Origin of the sequence: Janthinobacterium algoris (genome assembly GCF_051380935.1) — a bacterium.
Taxonomy (GTDB): Bacteria; Pseudomonadota; Gammaproteobacteria; order Burkholderiales; family Burkholderiaceae_D; genus Janthinobacterium.
Genome location: NZ_JBNYXZ010000026.1, coordinates 38,970 through 58,073, shown reverse-complemented (window position 1 = coordinate 58,073; position 19,104 = coordinate 38,970). Strand labels below are relative to the sequence as shown.

Below are 19,104 nucleotides of genomic sequence, written 5' to 3'. Positions count from 1 at the left end.
CGGCAAATTCACAAACAGATCCATGGTGCTGGCGAGCTGGCCGGTGCGCGAGAGCGCGCACCAGGTCGGCGCCGCTGGCACGTCCAGCAGCTGCAGGCGGGCGCGGCGCATCGAGGCGGGGGAAAGGTTAACCTGCAGGGCGGGGCGGCGCTGGCGGGCGCTGGTGGCGCGTGAGCGCCACCAGCGCGCAGCGGCCGCATTCACAAATCGGGTGGCGCCGTCGACCAGCTGGCCAGCGCCGTGGGCGCCGGCAGCGGCGGCGTGCTGCAGCTGGTGATCGAGCCCCGCTCGATGACGGCCAGGCCGGTGGCCACGCGCCCGTCCAGGGCGACATTCACAAAACAGATCAATGGTGCTGGCCAGCTGGCAGGTGCGCGAAAGCGCGCACCAGGTCGGCGCGGCGTATCGAAACGGCCGTAGGTATCGTAGAAAAAGATAAAGCCAAAATCCTTTTCAGGATTTTGGCTTCAGAGAGTTTGCCTATAAAGGCCACCTTTTTAAAACATCAAAACGCAATTTCTTCCGCAGCAGGCTTTTCGGAAGTTGCAGCAGAAGCAGTTTTGGCGCGTTTCGGATAAACCTTGCCGCCAATATACTTCGTACCAGTACCTTCCGAAACAAGAATCTTGGCTTCGATACCCAGTTGCCATTCACTTGTCGAGTAGACGTTTTCGCCGTTTTCGATATTGACGAATTGTTCCGAGATATAACCGTAGTATGTATCTTCTTTGCCAGGTTTGTTATTCCTGTGCAAAGTACCCGAAAAAGTCTGTTCATCGTTCTCGTTCCGGATACTCAGGCTGAGAAACTTTGCCTGGGTACTGCTGTTCGTTTTCAGAAAAGCCGAAACGTTAATCTTGAAATCGCGATTTTCAATGCTGCCGAACATCAAGGGATAGGAAACACCTTCCTTATCGTCTTGCTGCGGGCGGCGGTTGAACAAAGCGATACGAGCGTTAGTATTTTCGTTAAGCATTTTAAAACTCCTGTAAGGGAGCTACAGGTGGTGGTCTATCGACCCCACCAGTAGCAGGATTGTCGGAAGACCACGGCGTAACTAGAACATGATTGCATAGCGAAGTCAACAGATTTCGATAGTTTTTTAGTGAAATTTTTTTTTACAACGTATCGTCACGACAGCAGTACCGATTTTATGTAAAAAATGTTATCGAGGGAGGAGCTATAGTTGCCCCTCCGACGAATGCTCTACATTGAAACATGGAACTCAGAGGATCTTGTTTTTTCTCTCGGTCAACCTGGATGATACATACTTACTATTCAACTTCGCCAACTTACTACGCTGTTTGAACTTAATAAAATATGATATTCCGGCCACTACCAACGTGGAGAAAATGAATGAAGCAAGAATTGCAAAAAGAAGATACTCCGGTTGTTCCTTCAATAAAATCAAAATTATACCAGGTGGATGGATCATAACAATAGTCCTATCAGTAAGGAAAGACTGCCTTCCAAGCATCAGCTTGGAAGGCAATCAGTTGTATGGACCGGGAAATCCCGATCCATACACAGACAGCGTTAAAAAACACTACCTTTACTCTACTACACTCTTAACCCAACTTTCTACTGCAGACCTAAATTTATAAAACATGGCCTCATGGATTAAGAGTAAATCACTACTACTCTTCAACTTGATACACTCTTGCACCGTAAGAACGAACGATGCTCGACAAGTTGTCAAGATTAAGCGCGTGAATAAGAACTGCTGATGCGACGATGGAAAGATCCGGTCGTGTTGCCATATCGGCAGATACCACTTTCCGAATTTCTTTCAAAGCCATATCAGCTTCACGCGTGATTGGAACCTTAATTACATCTTTGTTGATATCGAGTTTAATAAACTCTACCCCATCAAATTTGTAAATTGATTCTTTCTCATAACCTTCATTTGACAAAGAAGAGGTGCTTTGCGAAGTTAAGAACTCGTTTTCATTTTCGTCAGTCATATGGTTTCCATATTAAAGTTAAGTTTGATTTGTTTCATTTCATTTAAACCCACATTTGCATTATTTAGATGCAGGCGTTGGTTGCCTAGCGAAAACGCTCTAATAAATTCCACGGTAAATTGTGGCCAGCAATAAATAAACTTATTGCTTAATGCTCCACGAAATACAAAGGAGCATGTAGATTTTAATGCGGCCACAACCGGCATAGTGGTGGCCTTGCATCGTTAATACGCACTGCTAACCTCCTCTGCTATATCCGGCAACTACGTTTCAATTTCTTGAAACAGCCTTTGGTTTTAAAACCGTTCAACATTCACGAACGGGAAAGAGTTTCGCCTAAGCGCTACTCTGAATAAGTGTGGGGGGCCGCCAAGCCCCCCACCAACATCGGTCAAGATGCTGCACTACGCCATACAACGCGTCCCAGGCTGTCAAGCCTGGTTCTGCGCACAAATACCACCGACCTAGCCTTTCGTTACTCATATCGACCCGTAATCAGTGAGCCGCTACTTTCAAACACTACTTAGCTAGTCTCTCTCTCCCTTATCAACTACAACTGGTGCCAACCAGTCTGACAGTCGGAGATTCCCACGTTAGCCATCAACGTCATAACACGACGAAACCAGGCTCATTTCACAAGCTAGTCTTTCGACTTTCTATTCCTTGCGGAATTCGATTTCGGGGGCAAAAGATTCCAAAAAGGCTCCCCTACTCACTTGCCAAACTTCCACCTTCTGATTTACATACGGACTGAAGCCGCAGCAATCCCTTCGTGCTACTTACCGAAATGCACCCTCGCCTATCGACGGGGTTACAACTACATGCTTAAGCTATGCATCGATCTTGACAGCTTGCGCCACCAAGTACCAGGCAACCAAGATTTCTCCCGATGCCCTTACCGGATTACGCCGGTACTGAAGCCCACACGTTCGGTGTTGGTAATACCCTTGCGAGCACCCCCAACCGTGGATTTACACCACTTCGTTAATGGCCGGAACTATGCACCTGTCACCAGGGTGTCCGTGTCCGTGTCGCCCAATATTGATTGATTCCATAGAGTGAGTCGAAGGGGGGAATTACACCCCCCAGCGCTCGTTGTAGCATGGCGAGCTTAGTTACAAGCACCACGCTTCATCGGTGTAGCCCACGTTGGCGACGTGGGGTACGGAAGCATCCGCTTCCTGTGCGCATAACGGTCGGGGGTTGGCGCCCCCGAATGTACGTTATACAAATGGGGGTGACGAACCCCTGGCGTTAGGTTGATCTTAGCATAGGGGTTCCGTTATACTGGAATCTTATTATTTTAAGTTGCAAGAACTTAGGTTCTCTATATATTAGGTTTCAAACCGAATGAAAAAATTAAGCATAGATCCGTTCATCATTACCAAAAAAGCAGTGTTCATGCAAAGAGTGTCTGATCTAGTTGGTCTAGGATACGATCGATATGTTTTTGGTCAGATTCCGATCAACAAAGTAGGCTATTTTTCTGCAAAATTACATCTAAATTACTGTGCATTTGATAACAAATTGACTGCACATCGACAACGGAAGAAAGGGTACGCGAGTTCGCGTCTGCTCCTGTATTTTCCGGGCGGAATTCAGCAATGTACATGGATACTTTTATTGACCCCGGGTAACTGGCCTACTCATCATCAAGGTAATGAAAAGTGGCTAAACCCAACTGAGAAACGCATTGAATTTGGTGGCTATGAACTGGTAAGACACATCAGAGCCGGCAACTCAGAATCATCGTGGACTTGGCGTTACACATCACGTCAATATGATGACTTACGAGACTCAATTGTACTTTCAATTAGACGTCATCATACTCAACATTTGGAGACATTGATTGATACAATATGGCGTAGCCCAGGCTTCGGTGGGGTTCGAGAACAAGTAAAGAAATTTTCAGATTTAATAAAGGCAGAGTGGACCCGGACGGGTGTAGGCGACATACCAAAAATTCCAAAAGGAATGGGGTATGTTCGTAGATTACCTGACAAAGGAAAGCTTCTCAGTAAATTACTAAAGGAAGTTGAAAATGGCGATTGTTAGCAAAAAAGAGACACTTACATTTACCTTCAAGATTACGCGTGAATTGCATGATTTGGTCGATGAGGTGCGTAAAAAAGCAAAGGGCTTAGGTGTTAGTTATGATCCAAATGAGGCACTTGAAAAAGCTTTGCGTAAGGATGTAAGCAGCTCTCTCAAGAAGCTTGAGGTATTGCAGGAATTGGCCAATCAGCGGAAATAAATATCTACGAAATATTGCTAGATCCTATTTATTGCTCCTAAATTTTTGAGGAAATTTTATGTTAAAGAATTTGTCTTTCATGGCATTTTCTTATCTTGATAAGATAATGGCTTGGACTGATCCATCTTGGTGGATTTGGCTGTCTGTAGTCGTTTATATTCTATGTACAATTCATGTTTTGCCTTTGGAGTTTGATAAGGAAAATCATGAATTTTCTGATGTTGTTCTCATTTGGACGAGAAAACTTTGCCTTGCATGGTTGGGGATTTTTGTTCTGTTGGCACCGGTACTTTTATATTTAGTATTCGGTTTACTTTCGTCCGGAAATAGTCATGATACGTCTCGATTATTTCTTGATTGGGTAGCAGAGATGTTCTGGAAATATTGGACGTTACCAGTAGCTGCGGTAGTAGCTGGTGTTGCGCAGAATTTCATATGGCATCGATATTTGTTGCCGTATATAAGCAATCTTCGCCGTGGCTTGCGTGTTAATCAACATGAAGACTCATATTCGGATGCTCGTGAAGAAGCTGAAAAATATGAGTCGAAATCATTTGATCCAGAGATTTACTATAAGGATGATTTTTATTTCATGGGATTGGATGAGCAGAATCTGCCAATATACATCGATAGAAAGACATTTGAAGAAACCCATACCGGAATTATCGGCCCTACGCGGTTCGGCAAGGGGGTATCTGCTGGCATTATTTTGCAGCAGTCTATTCGTTTCGGAAATTCTGCATGGATGGTTGATCCAAAGGGTGATAAATATATACCCTATATCATGGAGAAGGAGGCAAGGCGTCAGGGAAGGCCATTTATATATCTGGATTTGAACCCTGACGGCCGTGGTTATTGGCATCCATTTAAGGGGGGTGTTCTACGGGATCGCCGCAGCCGAATATTATCGACATTTGGACTTGAGCCGGGCGGCACCAACGCCGACGTTTATAAATCAAAGGAACGTGGCATTGTTGATGATTTGTTGAGAGCTTGTCCAGAAGGTAAGATTGCTGACATGCTCGAAGCGTGCGGCAAGGTAATCGGGAAAGGTGATCTTTCAGAATTACGAGACGGGCTCAAAGAGTGGGCGCAAATTTCAACTTTTACAGCGAATAAAAAGCGTAAAGGCCACTCTATCGAAGAGTCACTTTTGAACAATGCAGTGGTTTATGTAAAAGGGTCGCTTACCGATGGCGTTGTAAAACGCGCTACGAGGACATATATTTCCGAATTAATGCAGGAAGTTATTCGGTTGTCTACACAGCGTACTACGCACGTTACCTGTTTCTTTGATGAAATTCGATTTGTGATTTCTAATGAAATTGTAGATGGTATGGCTACCGTTGCCGGGTTTAGAGTCAACCTGTTATTGGCTACTCAAGCAATCAGCGATTTGCAAAATCTAGAAGATAAAACAATTAATGGCGCGGCTTTGGCAAAGAGCTTTGAGGTGAATTGCCAAATCAAAACACTCTATAAAGCTGGCGATGATATAACGGCTAAATGGGGGGAAACCATATCGGGAACCAAATTTATCAGAGTTGCCAATAATGAAAAAACGAAGGTGAATACCTATGGTGGTGAAGTATGGGATAAAACGCGTGCATTTAGTAAACAGGAAGTTCCGATGTTCCATAGGAATGTCTTTTTGAACTTGAGTCCAATGGTTTCAGTTCTATTTGTCCCAAGTGGCTCGCCACGTGTGATGTTCACCAGCTGGGTAACGGTGGACATATCGGTATGTCCGTGGGAGAAAAAAACGGTGCCGGAGCAAGATCAGATTGAAGAGGTCGATTCATCGGGTGATGAGGCTGGCCCTGGTGAGCAGACAATGCCGAATCGTTTTGATTCCGCCGTAAAACCGAAGATGCGCGCCAATCCGAACTTGAAAAGTTCGACTGGCGACACTGTACCGAATCGAGATATAGAAGTGGATGTGAAAATTCCACATGAGGAAGCCAAGAATGATTGATCAAAAAGATAAGAAAAGTAGTGTGTCCTGGAATTTGGTTATGCACTATATCCAGCCGATACAGCACTTCTTTAAAGATCCTACGGTTACATCCATAGCAATCAATCGCTTCGATTGCATACTGGTCCGAAAGTCAGGAAAGTGGGAATCCACCGACGCCACATTCGGAAGCGAGCAAAATCTTGTCTCGTGTATCACGCAGGTGATTCATGGACTCGGCCAGACGATAGATGCGACTTTAGCGCCAGTTGCTGATGCGCGCCTGGCCGATGGCTCACGAGTCAACGCTGTCTTGTATCCAACAGCGCATCGTGGCTCTAACATGACGATTCGAATTTTCCCTAAAGTCAGGTACACACTACCCGACTTAGTTGGGAAAGGTGCGCTCAGTCAAGAAATGTTGGAATTCTTTCAGCTTGCGGTCAAATCTAAGTACACCTGTTTAATCAGTGGCGCAACAGGTAGCGGCAAAACAACCCTGCTTAATGCGCTGGCCAATTTAACTGATGACAGAGACCGGATAGGTGTGATTGAAGATACCGCTGAACTTGAAATTTCAAAACCCAACATCGTCATGATGGAAGCGGCTAAAAAATCTATCAAGGAAGCAGATGGCAAAGACATTGTTACTATGGAAAGTTTGCTGGTGAACACTTTGCGACAAGAGCTGGCCGTCGTCGTTGTGGGTGAAGTGCGGGAACCTAAAGCCGCCACAGCGTTGATGCTAGCCCTTAATACGGGCCACGAGGGCGTATTGTCTACCATCCATGCCAATAGCCCTGAAAAAGCGCTTAGACGGCTTATAAACATGCTCCTCTCAACCGACACACGTATTCCATACGATGCTATCAAATACGAAATTTATGAGAACTTCAACTTAATCATCCAAGCAAAAAATACACATAGACACGGGCAACGTATCGTCGGCGTGTCTGAAATTCAAAACGGAGCTTTGGTTTCGTTATTTGAGTGGGACTATCAGGCGGGAGTGCACAAGAAAATGTTTGACGAGACGACACCTCCGTACCTCTACGAGCATGCACGGAACAACGGTATTCTTGAACACTAACAGGTAAAAGTTTGGCGCGCTAAAGTGGAGGCTTTGGCGCGCGCTTCATCATCAACGTCAATTCGTCCTTCAACGTCCTCGCATCTACGATGCTCGGCAGAGTCAAATTTTGCCGATTCTCTATCAATAGCTCCGTGAATGCGTTCAGAAGCTTTGAGCGGTCGCAGTGAACGCCGCTAGCTGACTTTATGTCCTTCGCAACCTGTTCTAGCTCCTCGGAAAGATAGTGAGTGGTCGACCACGATCTAACAACTTTTGAGTGGTTCCTGCTCATAATTTCTGTTTCACTTTTTTCTACTTTTCTTCGGCGTGTCATGAACTTGCTTTTATACATGGTGGAGATACGAAAGTCTAACTTACTTGCATAATTAACTCACCATTTCTTTATGCAAATAACTATTGATCTGCTAGAATGAGTCCAAAAAATAGTTCCCATGGGATACACTGTTGCCCTAAAACAATTGTTGAAACTGACTTGACAGAAAATTATGGCGATTAAGGCAACTAACGTTGATGAGGATCAGCAGGGGCTTTCGACTGATTCGTTAAGAAACGTTTCGGTCATGAATGACGAGGACATGGCTTATGGGCTGCCTACCAAGATTTTTTATGGTGGCGCGGCGCTGAGTATTGCTTTCACACTCATGCTGCCCTGGTACACGGGTGTTTTGTTTGGGACCATCTATTTTACTTCGATGTACACCATTCATCGGGACGATCCTACCGCTATGCAGGGTTGGATCGATGCCGCTTTAAACAAGCGGAAGGATAAATGGTCTGGAGGTATCAACAAGGGCAGGAAGATTTATTTCATTAACAAAAAGGGATGATCATGTTTCAAAAAATTAAAAAAGTCGAGGCAGCTAGAAAAACGGTTGCTGCAAATTTGCTCCTGGCTATGCTTGCCGGGTTCAGTAGCTGCGCATACGCTGGCCCACCTTCGATCGGTAATGGTGGTGGGTCGGCGTTCGGACTGATGCGGACGTGGATTCAAAACTTCATCGATTTCGTCGGCGGGCCATTCGGCATTGCAGCGGTTGTTGTCGCAATCATTCTGGCGTTCCTGGCTTGGTCGTATGCGCCGAAGGACGGCATTATCGGCCCGCTGGTTCGCGTTGTGACCGCAGGGCTTGTCGTGATCAACGTTAGTACGTGGGTGGCGTCTTTCGGAGGCTAGTAAGCGCCCTGCCCTCCTCTTCATGTGCATCATCACTCGGGTAAATCTTTGGCACGCTAAAGATTTACCCGATTTTATTTTTTGGAGATTGTTGTGTCAGAACAGTTAGAAGCCGCAGCTGAATTTTTCGGGATTATTGAGCCATTCAATAATCTATTGGCACTTACAAAAAATTCTGCACTTATTGGTGCTGTCGAATTAACCGGCCGCGATCCAGGCGGCTTCAGTCATGAAGATCATGCGGCTTTATGTGCAATATCTCAAAGTATTTATAATAAATTGCATAGAAGCATCACTATTACCGAATACTTCACGCGTTTTGATGGTGCGCAGATTCAATTGCGTCCACGTATTGATCCAGTTTCCGACACTCTCTCTAAGAGTAGGATGGATTACCTAAACAGTAAGACACTCTCAACGTCGAGGATCATTCATTACTTCGAAATAGATCCAGACGATAATTTAAATAAGCCTAATTTAGCTTCTACCTTGAAGAATTTGGGTACAGCTATTTTTGATAAAAAAAGTCGTTTGATTTTGAAAAATTCCATTTCTCCCAACAAAATGTTTTTGATTGAAATGGAACAACTTGATCGCATGGGAGCTCAACTTCAAGGTGCGATAAGTGAGGTGGTTGCGAAATGGGGTGGTCTTTTTGGCGCACGACAGCTCTCGATGCAGGAAATTTGGGCGCACATGAAATTCCTCGGCGGAATGGACCCGGCAGCATTGGAACGCGGGTTGGTAGAAGCTATTCCCGAAGAGGATCTTGATATCTATGTTTCGTCTGGCGACATAACGAATGTCCAGGTCGATCAGATGGAAGTGATGAAGTTTGCTGGCGTGACAACGCGGTATGCAAAAATCGGATCAGTCCGGCGCTTCGCACAGGCCCGCGGCAAGATGCAGCCAGGTCTTTGGGCGGCGCACGAGAAGTCACCTATGCGCATGAGTGGTAATTTCATCTTGATGACACGCTGGCGCCCTCTTTCGGAATTTAACAAACAGAGCCTCTTTTCGAGCAAAACCAACGAGTTAGAGCGATCATCTTTGAGTTTTTTTAAGATCATGAAGGGTGACGAGAACCAAAGTGCTCTAGAGCGTGATGCTGGAATGAAGCCGGCAATTAAGGCCAAGCTTGAGGAATTGGGGATAGCCGAAAGTATTCCTGATGCATGGGGAATCGGCAATTCCGTTGTCGTAGTGTTTGGTGAAAAACCTGCGGAAATTCGCAATACAGCATTGGCTATGAGCGGGGCTCTTGGCAATGCGAACATCAATATCACTTGGGAAAGTGTATCGATCCAGAGCGCATTTGCTGCACTTCAGCCTGGCCAAGGGCGCATGAGCCAGCGGGATCTATATCTAACATCGTCTCAGCATGCAGCCGCTTCATTTTTATGTCAGTCCTCGATGGGGCAAAATGTCATTGCCGATATGGGCAACGAAGAGGCGGCTTATGTTCTGCAGTCAAAGGACGGCACGCCGTTCTACTACAGCCCGTATGTTAACGGCCGGGCAATGGTTATTGGCATTGGTCCTATCCGCAAGGGTAAGACATTCTTGAAGAACACTTTTGCTACACATCAGCAAAAGTATGGCGGATTGTATCGCGCCGTTGATATCGATCCTGGTACAGAGCCAATCGCAGGAATTTTTGGCAAGGATGGAGGGATTTTTAGAGCAAGTGAGGGATCAGAGACAGGCTCCAATCCATTCGCCAGCTGCAAGGGGCCGGATGATGTCGCTTTCAAAATTCATCTATCCAATTTACTCCAATTGTTCTTGGAAGCAAATGATGCGGCGGCTTATCAATCCATTACGGAAGATGAGCAGGGGCCATTAGATCGCGCCATCGATAGCACCATGCGCTTGCCTGTACACATGCAAACGCTTTCTTCGCTTATTCATCATATGCCGGAAAAATTAAAGGTCAAATTTGCTCGCTGGATACATGCTGATCCAGGAGTGGCATCTAGTGGTGCCGGATGGTATGCGTACTTATTCGACAATGAAATTGACGCAATTGGGAAATTGGATAAAAAGGTTGGTGTATTTAATTTACAGGCATTGAAAGATAAGCCAAAACTTTTGAAGCCAGTTTTGGCTGACATTATTTACCGCATTACAAGCTCATTTGAAAGTGAAGCACTCAGGCACGTGCCGAAAGTGTTGGATATTGATGAGTGTCACTTACCGCTCTCCCTTCCAGGCTTTCCTGAAAAGCTTGTGACATGGGTTAGAACGTGGGGTAAGTGGTTTGCAATGGTTCAATTATGGACGCAATCTCCGGTTGAGTTAATGAAGTTGGAGGGGTGGCCTGCATTGCGAAGTGCGGCCACCACATTCTTCTTCTTTTCCGATCCTGAAATGGACTCAAGGGTGTATCGAGAGGCATTTCCATTCTTAACAAAAGGGGAGTGTGATGCAATTCGATCTTTAACACCACAAAAGGAGGCGTATATTATTCAGCCAGAATTGGGGATAAGTAAGGTTGTCATTATCGATGTTGAGCCAGCCCAGCGGGTGGCAAATACATCACATCCTCGTGAAGCATCATTGCGCGATGCTTTAATAAAGGAGCATGGTTTTGAAATAGGTATGAAATTAGCAATTCAAGAATTAACGCCCGTTCTTATTCGTGATCCAGAAGATGACATTATCTCTTTAACTCAGCAGGCACAAAAATGAAAGGAAATACGATGTTTAAAACTTACCTGACTTCCCCTCGAAAATTGGCTGGAGCGATTGCAATTTTATCCGGTTTGGCAACTTCGGTGCCGGCGCATGCACAATGGGCCGTTTTTGACGCTGCGGGCCTGATGGAGGCTATTGTTCAAGAGTTGAACCAGCTGGAGCAGATTGCCAATGCCAACATCCGAACTATGCAGCAGCTGAAAGACTATCGATTGCAACTGCAGAACTTACAGCAGCTCCCAGGAAATTTGCGTCGAGAAGTGCAGTCACGGCTACAGCGGCAGTTGCTTAATAATGTGCGAGATTTTGGGCGGTCGATCATCAATAAGCAGAATACTCAAGATCCTCACTCAGCGACGTATTACACAAATGCCGAGGATATTACAACGATGACGATCGGTTCCGTGCCTCGCACCAGTGCAAGCATAAGTGCGGATTTGACAAGCATTGGCATGAACTCTAACGAATCAGTCGTGGTGCGTGGTGCGCAGCTGGATCGTATGCAATATGAGCGTGTTGCCGATGATATTCGGCACGTCGCATTGACACGACAAAATGCGGAAGATCGCGCCACCCAGGCCAATACAGTTGCCGAACAAATGGCAACCCTTGCAGATAACAACACTGTTGGCGCTATTCAGCTTCTCTCAGCGCAGAATAGTCTTGCTTATGCGCAACAAGAAGACCTTGGGAAAACCCAGGCAGCAATTCTGAAAAATCAACAAGAAATGCAATTGCGGGAGCTGGCTGAAAGGGAGGGTGATCGTAAGGCGGAGATCGAGCGGCTGCGCAAGGTGCGGGCCGAAGCGCAATCCCCAAGAGCTAGCGCAAACATGATTCCATAAAAACTTTGGCGCGCTAAAGTATGTCGCAAATAATTAGTGAAATAATTATGGAATTATTTCACTAATTTTTCTATAATCTGTACTTAAGTTGCGTTCACCCTACGGTAAAAATGAGCATATATAACCTTCCGAGACAGATCCGTATCGCCATTGTGTTGGGGATTTTTTTGTATCTGTTTCAAGTCGCGTGTGCATTCGCCGCCGCGCCTGATCCAGGCGCCAGCGGCCCTGTAATTCAGGGTTTTGAGCGATTCATCGCAAGAGTGGGGCGATTGTCAGATGGCGCAATCGCAGATGCAGAATTCAAGTGGTTTGTGCAAGCCCTTTTTATTCTTTTTGTAACTTTGACAATTGTGTGGACGATGTTTAGATTCTCGCTGCGAGGATTGGGCGTTGAAGAGGTAATAACCCAAGTAATCCTTATTCTGATGGTCAATGTGTTGATGACCACATTCAGCACTTGGGTAAATGCATGTTGGGGAGTCGCTGAAGGTGTTGCGGGAGCATTGCAGAATGGAATGATTGGCACAAAGGATGCCTTTTTTGCGCCACAGTATATCGGCAATATTCTTAAAAGCATATCCATGGGTGAATTTAGCAAGATGATTTTCAATCCGTTAAAAGCTTTTGTTGTTGGTTTGAATATCATCATATTGACCGTGGCCATGGTTTTACTCAGCGCGCTCTCCTATATTTCTGTGATGTGGGGATTTTGGGGCTTCACCCTGGCAAAATTGATTGGACTGATGTTTGTGCCATTCCTCTTATATGAGCGCCTTTCTTTCTTGTTTGATGGATGGCTCAGATTTTTTTTCGGGTTTATTATTTATTACATCATTGCCCGCTTAAATGTTGTTCTTGTGGGCTGCTCCTTAGCTTTGTATTTTGGATTGCCGATTCCCATGTCAATCGGGCCTTTACCTCCCATCCAAATGCCCGCCATGACGTCTATGTTTGAGACTATCGGCGTACTTACTTTTATGTTGGTTGGCTTACTTTCATTGTTCAGTACAGGTAAATTTGCTGCAACAATTGTTTCCGGTGCGGGTGGTGGCGGTATGGGTTCTGCGGTGCAGGGCGCTGCACGAATGGCCGCAAAAATAATGCTTTAACTCTAAGTGAAATTGATGATGAATTTGAAGAAACGACCTATTCAACCTGGAGGGTTGGTTCCCCAGGATGCGCAAAAACTACTTAAGCAATCTCGTTCGACTAATACTATCGCTGCGGCCAAAGCCGATGGCAACAAATGGTTTTATGTGGCAGTCGTAAGTCTTGCATTGTCGTGTTTTATGGCTTTTGGATGGTATAAGGCAGATAAACGCTTTGCTGAAAATGTTCGTGTCCAGTTTGTGAAGTTGTCACCCAATGGTACTTATGTGGTTGAATACGAGGATTCAGAAAAGCCAATTCAATTTTTTGAAAGAACAGTTGAATCTAAACTGTCCGAATTTGCCGAGAAGCGATATTCGAAACGACGAGAAACTATCAGCACGGATTATGGTTTTGCAAAATTGATGATGTCACCTGAACTGCAAACAGATTTCATGGACAACGAAAAAGCAGCAAAAGTGGCAGCTGATTTTGTCGAGTGTAAAGAATGCGGTCAAGTTACAAACATCATTCGTGATGTGCAATCAATCGACAAAGATTTAGTTCCTGGAAGTAAGAGCCGCAGTCAATACAATACTTTGATATTTTCAACTCAGCAGACCAGGGACAAAGCAGGGCGCATAACAGGTTGTGAAAATAAAATCATTACCTTAATTTGGACATTTAGACCTAAAGAAGAAATTGTAAATCGCCGGGAAGAGTTACGGTACAACCCACTAGGCCAAGAAATTATCAGAAGTACGATTCGTGATGATGGTACTGCTGTCAGTGATCAAGAATGTAAAAAGTTGCACTAACAAATGAGAGCCCAATGAAAATGAACAATGTACTAAAAACCCCTCTGCTGGTAACTTGCTTTTTGCTTGGTGCTAGTGGAAATAGTATGGGTGCTGACGCTACTTCGAATCGCTGCAAGACCTACTCTTGGAAGCCAGGAGATATTATTCAGATCGACGCTCAGATGTTCAAGCAGACGCACATCACTTTGCCCGAAGAAGCACTGGATGTGATTTGGGGTACGAAGGAATTATGGCAGCAGGATTTTGTCAAAAATCATGTGTTCTTGCAGCCTACCACGAAGGAGCCAGAAGGCGCTGAAACGACGGTGACGGCAATCGGCAATAGCGGGAATGCCTATGAGTTCAACGTCACGCGTGTTAAAGGCATGGTCTCGCACTGCATCATGATTAAGACCAATGGGGATTTTATCCGGAAAGGCAATTGGGATACCAAGGATAGTGAGCAAGACGCCAAGGTGGCCGTCTTGCAACAGCAGCTTGCGCGGGCATCAGTGGAAGCCGCGCAGGCCAATGCTCAGGCTAATGCTGAAGGAAAGCGTATCGCTCAAGCGGCAGTAAAGACGTACCGTGCTACGCTTTTTTCCAATTACGATTGGACAACCGGCGCGGGTTGGTTTGCTACAAGTGCAGTCGAATCTGTCCAGGATGATGGCCGATTTACCTATATTCGTCTTAAATCCGATAGTCGCGGCATCATGTCCGTATTGGCTGAAATTGATGGTACGCCTGAAGTTCTGGAAAAATCCTACGATGCCGCAAAACGTGAATATAAGATCGCGGGCATCTATCCAAAATTCATTTTGCGCGCTGGCGACTCCGAAGTGACAATTACACGTCGGGGAAATAATGGCTGAAGATACTGAAAAAAAACCTGCAGCGCCTGATGAGGCTCCTACAGGGCATACAAAAAAAAGTCGCATCGTGGCGATCTCTTTAGTTGTGGTTGTCGTTGTCGGGCTGGTTATTCAAAGTGTCGCAAACATGCGCACTCAGGATGCAAGGAAGGTGAAGGAAGAAACTGCCGAAGAGCATAAAGAGGCGCCGGAGCGAGTGGGTGCCGGTGGCCGGTTAAGTGATTTTGCACAGCAGCAGCGTCAAGCTGCGGGCGAGACCGCTGAAGCAAGGAATACGGAAGATGCGACGCAACGGCAAAACGGCTTGCTTGAGCATATTACTGGTGCAGACAATGTTCCTGCATCCCCTGATGAAAAGGCAAAGCAGACAGCTGCCGAAGTGGCCGATACTTACTATCTGGCAGAACGGAAACGGGTACTGGACGCAGCCCGAGCCGGTATGGGCGGAGTCTCACGGGGAACCAGTCGACCAACTGGTTCTGCGCCTGATAGTAGTCAATCTGAAATTGGTCGTGTAGACGAGCAGATGGCCAAATTGGCCGCCGTTCCGGGCCAAATTGAACAACGCAAGCAAGAATTGCTTGCCCGTGCGAAGGCCAATGGCATAGTTTTACCCCCGGAAATTATGGCGCGTGCTGGCGTCTCCCCAGGTGCGGCCTTTGGTGGTTCTCCAAGTGGAATTGCTGTAGCTACAAACGGATCTAAGTCGGCACCACAAGCATCACAAGATTCTTCATTTGGTGAGCTTGCAAGTAATCGGGCAGCTCGTGACCCGATCAATGCCGGTCCAAAGCCAGGTGAACACATCTTGCCTACTGGCTCTATTATCAGTGCCATAACAGATATGGAAATGATAAGTGATTATGTGGGGAATTGGTGGGGGGTGATCGCCAGGCCTGTGTATGACATCACGTTAGAGCACGTCCTTATTCCTGCCGGTTCCAAGATTACGGGCAAGTCATTTCGAGCTACGGGGGTAAATGAATCTATTCAAAATCGTATGGGTTCTACCCCGTTGTGGCTAATTCGACCAGATGGCAAGAGGATTGATTTTCGACACACTGCGGGGATGGATGCTGCAGGCGTTGCAGCATTGAAGGGCGAGGTTGACCGCCATTTCCTTGCCCAATTCATGGGTGTTGGCGCCTATGCGTTAATTGGTTTGGGTCCATCTATGAATTCATATGGGGCTGAACCAAATTCATCGCGTGATGCATTTGTCAAAGAGGCTACCGGGAAAAGTAGGGATATTGGCCGAAGCTACGCAGAAAAATATCTGAACATTGTTCCTACCCAAACCATCCCGCCAGGTATGCCCATTAAGATTTTTGTTGAGGATGATATTTACATTACCGCTTGGGAGTCTGCTGATGAAGCGCACTACAAACGCCGTTGATCGTATCCTCACGATTTTTCTGACTTGCGAACAGTGGTGCATCACACGTTACGCACGGTTGCCACAGAAAATCCGGCAGAGTGTATTTCCGTTCGTTCTGGCAAGTTTGCCGATTGTGGTCAGTAGCGTTCTTGGTATGTATATCGTAATGCCTATTGTTGTTGTTATGTCCACTGGCTTGATTTTGCTACTGACCAATGAAACCGACGCTGCTTTCTTTGAAATGAGTAAGACTGACGCTCGTAAATTCATTACGTTACCACTCTGCGGATTTATTGGTGTCTGGGGTATTCTTCTCGTGCTTATGGGGCGTGGCAGCATGATGAATGGCGTAGTCGGCCCCTACTGTGTTGTGTTACTAGTTGCTTGTGCGCCAGCCTACCGCTGGAAGGCAGCGCAGGTGAAGCGTTATGTGCCATTGTGGTTGTCGTTCGGTTTTGCCGGAGTGCTAGCAGTGTCGGCTTCGTTTTTTTACGTGAATAATTGAGTTCAACCCATGATCAAAATTTCTTTGTCGGCCGTGTTCGTTGTACTTTTAGGTTTTGCAAATTATTGCCATGCAGCGCAGCCCCTGGTTGCGCAAGACGGGCTACAGCCAGTGACAACGACGCCAATGCAACTGATAACGGTGAAGGCTAAGGCCCCGTTTGATAATCTTCGTCTGCGCGTCATCATGCGTTTTCCTGCCAATGTGAAGAACATCCAACAGGCAACGCAATATTTGCTGGAAGCAACAAACTACAAACTGGTGCTGAATCCTGATTCGCCCGATGAAGCCCGGCGAATTTTGTCCAGGCCATTGCTGGCCCAGGATCGGGATGACAGTTTGAAAACCATTGAAGATGCGCTTCTGCAAATCGCCGGTGAAGATACTGTCCTGGTGATTGACAGAGCGAACAAGCTTATTTCCTTCGAGTTTATGGAAGGTATGAGCGAATAATGCTTCGCGCAAAACTTTGGCGCGCTAAAGATTTTCAACTGGTAGAGGTATGAATGCAGGTAACGGATTTCATTGTCAATCGAACATACATTGTAAGAATGCAAGACATAGTAATACCTGATAGTGGGGGCACGATGAACGGAGGGCAGCGAATCATCCTTGTCCTTGGTGTCAGTGAAAAATTGCTGGTTAAGGACACCGATAGAAAAGAGTATTTTTTAGACCCGAATCGGATTACCAATGCACATTTACTTAGCAAAATTTAGGAGAGCAACATGCATGCCATGAACAAAAAACATATCACTTTTGCAGGCATCAGCGATCTACTGCATACCGAAGGCGTCATGCACTTGAGCATCAATCGCCTGAACGGTTACTTTGTGCCATTCGTATTTTTTACAACGCCTGGCGCACTCACTCCTGTGGGACATGGCCCGATTGCCGTTGAAGGGAATTTGGTTGCATCGCTGGAACTTGAAGCTTTGTGTGCTGAGCTACGGGATGTGGTTGGTGACGTAAAAATATACGCCCCTGATGTGGTGGAAAAACCTGCGGCAACATTGCATTAATCAACATTGAAAGATCATAAAAAAAGCTCGCTTAGCGAGCTTTTTTTATGATCTTGAGGCATACTATCGGCAACTTGCGATTGTCGCTAGTTGGGATAGTGGTTCTACTGCTATCCCAACGGGATACAGTATTTTAGCTATCTCTTTTGAGTTATTAAATTCTAAGGGGAATCATCATGGCACAAAATAATGCATCTACAGCAACAGCCAAAGGCGTTATCACAGTTGAAGGCATTCGTACTGTCTACGCAACTGATGGACGAACGGTGGCGGAGCAGAGTGTCGTTTTGAAAGAGACCAGAGGGGTTAAAGGTGTGCTTTCAAGGCGTTTTCTGATTCCTATGTCCATGTTTTCGGTAGATCAAATTACCGAGGCCATGGTCAAAGATGGTGGAAAGTTTTTCCCGGAAAATACGGAAGTTACTTTCACTAATGTTACCCCCGTCAATGGCAGTTGGCGTACTTATGAGGCCAAGTTGGCTTGTGTAGTACGGCCGCTGTCTGATAAGGTTTTAACCAGTTTGGTGAATTCGCAAACGCTTGTGAAGCAACCAGATTGATAGCACTGTGACGCGCTCTATAGTGTGAATCATGCGAACGCCTAGACTAATCCTCTAGGCGTGTTTTTTTCTATAACTCACACACCTCCTACACATTCCAAAAAACGTCTCTTCTCGCCGGTCTGTGGCTGGCTAGGTGCTGTGCCGGGATACCGCCCCTGCGCTTACGCGCACCGCTACCGCGGCGGGGGGCTACCGGCACAAACCTGAGTCCCCCGGACTCAGGTTCGAGGCACAGCCTATCCAGGTGACGTATCGGTATGCTTAGAAAAACCGGTTTTGCAGGACCAGGGGGGCGCCACCGCCCTCGATTTCTTCCGGCACAGCGCAGCTTGACGCTTTTACCCCGGCGCGCAGCGCCCACATTCACAAACTCAGGTGGCGCCGTCGACCAGCTGGCCAGCGCCGTGGGCGCCGGCAGCGGCGACGTGCTGCAGCTGGCGATCAAGCGCTGCGCTCGATGACGGCCAGGCCGGTGGCTACACGGCCGGACCGGACTCGCCCAGGACGACATTCACAAAACAGATCCATGATGCTGGCCAGCTGGCCGGTGCGCGAGAGCGCGCACCAGGTCGGCGCCGCTGACACGTCCAGCAGCTGCAGGCGGGCGCGGCGCATCGAGGCGGGGGAAAGTGTCCACCTGCAGGCCGGGGCGGCGCTGGCGGGCGCTGGTGGCGCCAGAGCGCCCCCGGCGCGCAGCGGCCGCATTCACAAAATCAGGTAGTGCCGTCGACCAGCTGGCCAGCGCCGTGGGCGCCGGCAGCTGCGGCGTGTTGCAGCTGGCGATCAAGCGCTGCGCTCGATGACGGCCAGGCCGGTGGCTACACGGCCGGACCGGACTCGCCCAGGACGACATTCACAAAACAGATCCATGATGCTGGCCAGCTGGCC

General features: G+C 46.9%; 22 protein-coding genes. 17 read left to right on the top strand and 5 right to left on the bottom strand.

Annotated features, from left to right (window positions below; translation table 11 throughout):
• The 4 genes from ACQ4W7_RS26965 to ACQ4W7_RS26950 form a co-directional block, all read right to left on the bottom strand.
• Positions 1–204, bottom strand: a 204-nt coding sequence (locus ACQ4W7_RS26965) for a hypothetical protein (protein ID WP_436534692.1), incomplete at its 3' end; no start/stop codon positions are given.
• On the bottom strand, positions 201–338 hold the full coding sequence (locus tag ACQ4W7_RS26960) for a hypothetical protein (protein ID WP_436534690.1): 138 nt from the start codon (positions 336–338) through the stop codon (positions 201–203). The genes ACQ4W7_RS26960 and ACQ4W7_RS26965, both read right to left, overlap by 4 nt.
• Positions 339–505: 167 nt before the next feature.
• Positions 506–976 carry a hypothetical protein gene (locus ACQ4W7_RS26955; protein WP_436534688.1) on the bottom strand — a complete coding sequence of 157 codons (471 nt, stop codon included), beginning with the start codon at positions 974–976 and terminating at the stop codon, positions 506–508.
• A gap of 661 nt (positions 977–1,637) precedes the next feature.
• Positions 1,638–1,964, bottom strand: a complete 327-nt coding sequence (locus ACQ4W7_RS26950) for a hypothetical protein (protein ID WP_436534686.1) — start codon at positions 1,962–1,964, stop codon at positions 1,638–1,640.
• A gap of 1,350 nt (positions 1,965–3,314) precedes the next feature.
• On the opposite strand from ACQ4W7_RS26950, the gene ACQ4W7_RS26945 reads away from it, so the two are divergent.
• The 17 genes from ACQ4W7_RS26945 to ACQ4W7_RS26865 all read left to right on the top strand — a co-directional run bounded on the left by ACQ4W7_RS26945 (position 3,315) and on the right by ACQ4W7_RS26865 (position 18,677).
• Positions 3,315–4,019, top strand: a complete 705-nt coding sequence (locus ACQ4W7_RS26945; RefSeq protein WP_436534684.1) for a hypothetical protein — start codon at positions 3,315–3,317, stop codon at positions 4,017–4,019.
• Complete coding sequence (locus tag ACQ4W7_RS26940) at positions 4,006–4,218, top strand: hypothetical protein (RefSeq protein WP_436534682.1); 213 nt, start codon at positions 4,006–4,008, stop codon at positions 4,216–4,218. The genes ACQ4W7_RS26945 and ACQ4W7_RS26940 overlap by 14 nt, the downstream gene beginning before the upstream one ends.
• Before the next feature lie 58 nt (positions 4,219–4,276).
• Entirely contained in the window at positions 4,277–6,193 is a 1,917-nt protein-coding gene (locus ACQ4W7_RS26935) for a type IV secretory system conjugative DNA transfer family protein (protein ID WP_436534680.1), read from the top strand.
• Complete coding sequence (locus tag ACQ4W7_RS26930; RefSeq protein ID WP_436534678.1) at positions 6,186–7,262, top strand: TadA family conjugal transfer-associated ATPase; 1,077 nt, start codon at positions 6,186–6,188, stop codon at positions 7,260–7,262. Before ACQ4W7_RS26935 ends, ACQ4W7_RS26930 begins: the two co-directional genes overlap by 8 nt.
• 488 nt (positions 7,263–7,750) lie before the next feature.
• Entirely contained in the window at positions 7,751–8,092 is a 342-nt protein-coding gene (locus ACQ4W7_RS26925; RefSeq protein ID WP_436534676.1) for a hypothetical protein, read from the top strand.
• A gap of 2 nt (positions 8,093–8,094) precedes the next feature.
• Positions 8,095–8,439, top strand: a complete 345-nt coding sequence (locus tag ACQ4W7_RS26920) for a hypothetical protein (protein WP_436534674.1) — start codon at positions 8,095–8,097, stop codon at positions 8,437–8,439.
• 93 nt (positions 8,440–8,532) lie between these two features.
• Entirely contained in the window at positions 8,533–11,130 is a 2,598-nt protein-coding gene (locus tag ACQ4W7_RS26915) for a VirB4 family type IV secretion system protein (RefSeq protein ID WP_436534672.1), read from the top strand.
• Between the two features lie 11 nt (positions 11,131–11,141).
• On the top strand, positions 11,142–11,981 hold the full coding sequence (locus ACQ4W7_RS26910; protein WP_436534670.1) for a TrbJ/VirB5 family protein: 840 nt from the start codon (positions 11,142–11,144) through the stop codon (positions 11,979–11,981).
• Between the two features lie 110 nt (positions 11,982–12,091).
• Positions 12,092–13,093, top strand: coding sequence for a type IV secretion system protein (locus ACQ4W7_RS26905; protein ID WP_436534668.1), 1,002 nt, complete (start codon positions 12,092–12,094; stop codon positions 13,091–13,093).
• A 15-nt stretch (positions 13,094–13,108) separates the two neighbouring features.
• The gene (locus ACQ4W7_RS26900; protein WP_436534666.1) at positions 13,109–13,891 is read left to right on the top strand and encodes a VirB8/TrbF family protein; all 783 of its coding nucleotides are present in this window, start codon (positions 13,109–13,111) and stop codon (positions 13,889–13,891) included.
• A gap of 14 nt (positions 13,892–13,905) precedes the next feature.
• A complete protein-coding gene (locus tag ACQ4W7_RS26895; RefSeq protein WP_436534664.1) occupies positions 13,906–14,748 on the top strand; it encodes a TrbG/VirB9 family P-type conjugative transfer protein in 843 nt (280 codons plus the stop codon).
• Positions 14,741–16,144 (top strand): TraB/TrbI/VirB10 family type IV secretion system protein, encoded by a 1,404-nt coding sequence (locus ACQ4W7_RS26890; RefSeq protein WP_436534662.1) that lies wholly within the window; start codon positions 14,741–14,743, stop codon positions 16,142–16,144. The genes ACQ4W7_RS26895 and ACQ4W7_RS26890 overlap by 8 nt, the downstream gene beginning before the upstream one ends.
• Entirely contained in the window at positions 16,119–16,631 is a 513-nt protein-coding gene (locus ACQ4W7_RS26885) for a hypothetical protein (protein WP_436534660.1), read from the top strand. The genes ACQ4W7_RS26890 and ACQ4W7_RS26885 overlap by 26 nt, the downstream gene beginning before the upstream one ends.
• A gap of 9 nt (positions 16,632–16,640) precedes the next feature.
• Positions 16,641–17,084 (top strand): hypothetical protein, encoded by a 444-nt coding sequence (locus ACQ4W7_RS26880; protein ID WP_436534658.1) that lies wholly within the window; start codon positions 16,641–16,643, stop codon positions 17,082–17,084.
• Positions 17,085–17,359: 275 nt separating this feature from the next.
• A complete protein-coding gene (locus ACQ4W7_RS26875; RefSeq protein ID WP_436534656.1) occupies positions 17,360–17,653 on the top strand; it encodes a hypothetical protein in 294 nt (97 codons plus the stop codon).
• Positions 17,654–17,829: 176 nt separating this feature from the next.
• Entirely contained in the window at positions 17,830–18,213 is a 384-nt protein-coding gene (locus tag ACQ4W7_RS26870; protein ID WP_436534654.1) for a hypothetical protein, read from the top strand.
• Positions 18,214–18,545: 332 nt separating this feature from the next.
• Positions 18,546–18,677, top strand: a complete 132-nt coding sequence (locus ACQ4W7_RS26865) for a hypothetical protein (protein ID WP_436534652.1) — start codon at positions 18,546–18,548, stop codon at positions 18,675–18,677.
• A 50-nt stretch (positions 18,678–18,727) separates the two neighbouring features.
• Here ACQ4W7_RS26865 and ACQ4W7_RS26860 read toward each other — a convergent pair whose 3' ends face one another.
• The gene (locus ACQ4W7_RS26860; protein ID WP_436534650.1) at positions 18,728–19,003 is read right to left on the bottom strand and encodes a hypothetical protein; all 276 of its coding nucleotides are present in this window, start codon (positions 19,001–19,003) and stop codon (positions 18,728–18,730) included.
• Positions 19,004–19,104: the final 101 nt, after the last annotated feature.

Bases quoted from the DNA above. Each gene is read 5' to 3' on its own strand.
- ACQ4W7_RS26890 (WP_436534662.1), top strand. From the start codon at position 14,741: ATGGCTGAAGATACTGAAAAAAAACCTGCAGCGCCTGATGAGGCTCCT.
- ACQ4W7_RS26900 (WP_436534666.1), top strand. From the start codon at position 13,109: ATGATGAATTTGAAGAAACGACCTATTCAACCTGGAGGGTTGGTTCCC.
- ACQ4W7_RS26880 (WP_436534658.1), top strand. From the start codon at position 16,641: ATGATCAAAATTTCTTTGTCGGCCGTGTTCGTTGTACTTTTAGGTTTT.
- ACQ4W7_RS26930 (WP_436534678.1), top strand. From the start codon at position 6,186: ATGATTGATCAAAAAGATAAGAAAAGTAGTGTGTCCTGGAATTTGGTT.
- ACQ4W7_RS26885 (WP_436534660.1), top strand. From the start codon at position 16,119: ATGAAGCGCACTACAAACGCCGTTGATCGTATCCTCACGATTTTTCTG.
- ACQ4W7_RS26920 (WP_436534674.1), top strand. From the start codon at position 8,095: ATGTTTCAAAAAATTAAAAAAGTCGAGGCAGCTAGAAAAACGGTTGCT.
- ACQ4W7_RS26945 (WP_436534684.1), top strand. From the start codon at position 3,315: ATGAAAAAATTAAGCATAGATCCGTTCATCATTACCAAAAAAGCAGTG.
- ACQ4W7_RS26940 (WP_436534682.1), top strand. From the start codon at position 4,006: ATGGCGATTGTTAGCAAAAAAGAGACACTTACATTTACCTTCAAGATT.
- ACQ4W7_RS26905 (WP_436534668.1), top strand. From the start codon at position 12,092: ATGAGCATATATAACCTTCCGAGACAGATCCGTATCGCCATTGTGTTG.
- ACQ4W7_RS26910 (WP_436534670.1), top strand. From the start codon at position 11,142: ATGTTTAAAACTTACCTGACTTCCCCTCGAAAATTGGCTGGAGCGATT.
- ACQ4W7_RS26925 (WP_436534676.1), top strand. From the start codon at position 7,751: ATGGCGATTAAGGCAACTAACGTTGATGAGGATCAGCAGGGGCTTTCG.
- ACQ4W7_RS26955 (WP_436534688.1), bottom strand. From the start codon at position 976: ATGCTTAACGAAAATACTAACGCTCGTATCGCTTTGTTCAACCGCCGC.
- ACQ4W7_RS26875 (WP_436534656.1), top strand. From the start codon at position 17,360: ATGCATGCCATGAACAAAAAACATATCACTTTTGCAGGCATCAGCGAT.
- ACQ4W7_RS26895 (WP_436534664.1), top strand. From the start codon at position 13,906: ATGAAAATGAACAATGTACTAAAAACCCCTCTGCTGGTAACTTGCTTT.
- ACQ4W7_RS26950 (WP_436534686.1), bottom strand. From the start codon at position 1,964: ATGACTGACGAAAATGAAAACGAGTTCTTAACTTCGCAAAGCACCTCT.
- ACQ4W7_RS26935 (WP_436534680.1), top strand. From the start codon at position 4,277: ATGTTAAAGAATTTGTCTTTCATGGCATTTTCTTATCTTGATAAGATA.
- ACQ4W7_RS26870 (WP_436534654.1), top strand. From the start codon at position 17,830: ATGGCACAAAATAATGCATCTACAGCAACAGCCAAAGGCGTTATCACA.